At 70.7% G+C, this 3,472-nt stretch carries 4 protein-coding genes; 3 read left to right on the forward strand and 1 reads right to left on the reverse strand.

Annotated features, from left to right (window positions below; genetic code table 11):
- A partial coding sequence (locus F6Q13_RS16910; RefSeq protein WP_293059017.1) for a gamma-glutamylcyclotransferase occupies positions 1 to 250 on the forward strand: 250 nt, incomplete at its 5' end.
- An 87-nt stretch (positions 251 to 337) separates the two neighbouring features.
- On the opposite strand, the gene F6Q13_RS16915 is transcribed toward F6Q13_RS16910, so the two are convergent.
- Positions 338 to 1,507 (reverse strand): M20 family metallopeptidase, encoded by a 1,170-nt coding sequence (locus tag F6Q13_RS16915; RefSeq protein WP_293059020.1) that lies wholly within the window; start codon positions 1,505 to 1,507, stop codon positions 338 to 340.
- Positions 1,508 to 1,588: 81 nt separating this feature from the next.
- Here F6Q13_RS16915 and F6Q13_RS16920 point away from each other — a divergent pair, with 81 nt between their 5' ends.
- On the forward strand, positions 1,589 to 2,392 hold the full coding sequence (locus F6Q13_RS16920) for a purine-nucleoside phosphorylase (RefSeq protein WP_293059023.1): 804 nt from the start codon (positions 1,589 to 1,591) through the stop codon (positions 2,390 to 2,392).
- Between the two features lie 8 nt (positions 2,393 to 2,400).
- The coding region (locus F6Q13_RS16925) for a phospho-sugar mutase (RefSeq protein WP_293059026.1) at positions 2,401 to 3,472 on the forward strand (1,072 nt) is incomplete at its 3' end.

Genomic DNA, 3,472 nt, shown 5'->3' on the forward strand with positions numbered 1-3,472 from the left:
TTGGGAAGGCGCCGAACTCGGGATCCACAAGAAGATCCGCTGCCGGGTGGAGCGCTTGTCGTCGGACACGACGACCGATCCGGTGCTGGCCTGGCTGTACGTGGTGGACGCGTGGGAGGGCGGCCTGCCCTCGGCCCACTACCTGGGTGTGATGGCCGACGCCGCCGAGGTCGCCGGTGCGCCGGCCGACTACGTTCACGATCTGCGTACCCGCCCGGCACGCAACATCGGGCCGGGCCACGGCGAGTAGCCCACGCTGCCCATCGCGACTGTGCGTCGCCATACGGCCGTCGCGGCGTGTCGCGTATGAACACGCACACTCGCGGCGCAACGGGAGCTAGAACGCAGCGGCCTGTTCGACGACGTTGACCATCACCCGCACGCCGATCGCCAGGGCTCGCTCATCGAGATCGAAATTCGGTTGGTGCAGGTCGCGTTGCGGCCCTTGACCCGACCACACGCCGAGCCGCGCCATCGCGCCGGGGATCTCCTCCAGATACCAGGAGAAGTCTTCGCCGCCGCCCGACTGCCGGGTGTCGGCCAGCACGCCGGGACCGACAGCCTCGATGGCGTGCGTCAGGATCCGCGTCGACACCTCCTCGTTGACCACGGGCGGCACACCCCGGTGGTACTGCAACGTGTGCTCGATACCCAGCGGTGCCAACAGCGCGGACACCGTCTCACCGATGATCGCTTCCAGCTGTTGCCAGGTGCTGCGGCTGGCGGTGCGCACCGTGCCCACCAAGACGCCGCTCTGCGGGATGGCGTTGGCGGCGATACCGGCGTTGACCGCGCCCCAGACCAGCACCGTGCCCTTGCGCGGATCGATGCGGCGCGACAGCACCCCGGGTACCCCGGTGATCAGCGTGCCGAGCCCGTAGACCAGGTCGGTGGTCAGATGCGGTCGGGAGGTGTGCCCGCCGGGCGAATACAGGGTGATCTCGATCCGGTCGGCCGCCGAGGTGATCGGACCCGTTTTCACCGCGACCCGCCCGACCTGCAGCCGGGGGTCGCAATGCAGGGCGAAGATCCTGCTCACCCCCGACAGTGCTCCGGCGGCGATCGCATCGACCGCACCGCCGGGCATCAGCTCCTCGGCGGCCTGGAAGATCAGCCGCACGCCGACCGGCAGCTCGGGCCCCGAGGCCAGTGCCTGCGCAGTGCCGACCAGGATCGCGGTGTGGGCGTCGTGTCCGCAGGCATGCGCGACATCGGGCTTCGTCGATGCGTACGGGGCCCCGGTCCGCTCAGCCATCGGCAACGCGTCCATGTCGGCCCGAAGCGCGATCCGCGGCTCGTTCTCGGGGCCGAAATCGCAGATCAGCCCCGTCCCCGCGGGCATCACTTTCGGGTTGAGCCCGGCATCGGCCAGCCGCTCGGCGACAAACTGCGTGGTGGCGTACTCCTGGCGGCCCAATTCCGGATAACGATGGATGTGTCGCCGCCAGGAGACCAGGTCGTCGTAGTGGGCGGCCAGCCAGGATTCGGCGGCCTCGGCCAAGCTCATGATGCCGCCCGCCGTTGGGCACACTCCGACGCGGTGGCAATGGGCATTTGTCCAGTATCCCACCGGTTAGGCTCGGGTCCTGTGACTGGTCAGCCCGACCCCGACGCCGTTGCGCGACGGGCGGCACAGGTCATCGCCGACGGCACCGGCGTCGACACGCACGATGTGGCGATTGTGCTCGGGTCGGGGTGGGCACCCGCAGTTGCGGCACTCGGCTCGGCGACTGCCGTGCTACCGATGGCCGAATTGCCCGGATTCAGGCCGCCGACCGCGACCGGGCACACCGGCGAGGTGTCGTCGGTGGTCATCGGCAAGCACCGGGTGTTGGTGCTGGCCGGTCGCTTGCATCCCTACGAAGGCCTCGACCTGCGGCACGTTGTGCATCCGGTGCGGGCGGCCTGCGCGGCCGGCGCACGGGTCGTCGTGCTCACCAACGCGGCCGGTGCTCTGCGCCCCGACTTCGCGGTCGGCCAGCCGGTGCTGATCAGCGACCACCTCAACCTGACGGCGCGGTCTCCGCTGGTCGGGCCGCAGTTCGTCGACCTGGTCGACGCGTACGCCCCCCGACTGCGCGCACTCGCCCGCGAGATCGCCCCCGCGCTGGCCGAAGGTGTGTACGCGGCCGTGCCCGGCCCCCACTATGAGACACCGGCCGAAGTCCGCATGCTGCGGATGCTGGGCGCCGACCTGGTCGGCATGTCCACCGTGCACGAGACGATCGCGGCGCGGGCGGCGGGCGCCGAGGTGCTCGGTGTGTCGCTGGTGACCAACCTGGCGGCCGGCATCACCGGGGAACCGCTTCGCCACACCGAGGTGCTGGCGGCCGGTGCCGCCGCGGCCAACCAGACGGGTTCGCTGCTGGCCGACCTCATCGCCCGCCTTTGAGGCCTGCGATGACACCCGAGGACTGGATCGCGCACGATCCCGACCCGGCGACGGCCGCCGAACTGGCCGGCTGCGACGCCGAAGAGCTGTCGGCGCGGTTCGCTCGGCCGTTGACGTTCGGCACCGCGGGGCTGCGGGGACCGCTGCGCGGCGGCCCGGATGCGATGAACCTCGCGGTGGTGCTGCGCGCCACCTGGGCGGTGGCGAGGGTGCTTCAGAACCGCGGGCTGACCGGGTCGACCGTGGTCGTCGGGCGCGATGCCCGGCACGGATCAGCCCAATTCGCCAGGGCCACAGCGGAAGTCCTTGCCGCCGAGGGCTTCCCGGTGGTGCTGTTCCCGCACCCGGTACCGACGCCGGTGCTGGCGTTCTCGGTGCGCCACCTCCCCGCGGCGGCCGGGATCCAGATCACGGCCTCGCACAACCCAGCGACCGACAACGGCTACAAGGTGTACCTCGACGGCGGCATCCAGATCGTCTCGCCGACTGACCGGGAGATCGAAAGCGCAATGGCGGCTGCGCCGTTCGCCGACCTGATCCCCCGAACGCCCGTCCAAGCCCGTGGCAGCGCCCTGATCGGGAGGTATCGCGAGCGAGCCGCGCGGGTACGCCGATCGTCGGGTTCGGTTCGGGTGGCGCTGACGCCGCTGCACGGCGTCGGCGGAGCGCTGGCCGTACAGACCCTGCGCCGCGCCGGCTTCGACGACGTGCACACCGTCGCCGCGCAGTTCGCACCCGATCCCGACTTTCCCACCGTCGCTTTTCCCAATCCCGAAGAGCCCGGTGCCACCGACGCACTGCTGGGCCTGGCCGCCGACATCGACGCCGACATCGCGATCGCGCTGGATCCCGACGCCGACCGGTGCGCTGTCGGCACACCGACCAGATCGGGGTGGCGGATGCTCTCCGGAGACGAAACCGGTTGGCTGCTCGGCGATTATCTGCTCTCGAACGCCGACACCCCGCAGACCAGCGTGGTGGCCAGTACCGTGGTGTCGTCGCGGATGCTGGCCGCGATCGCCGCGCACTACGGTGCCCGCCACGTCGAGACCCTGACCGGTTTCAAATGGCTGGCCCGCG

Origin of the sequence: Mycobacterium sp. (assembly GCF_008709575.1) — a bacterium.
Taxonomy (GTDB): domain Bacteria; phylum Actinomycetota; class Actinomycetes; order Mycobacteriales; family Mycobacteriaceae; genus Mycobacterium.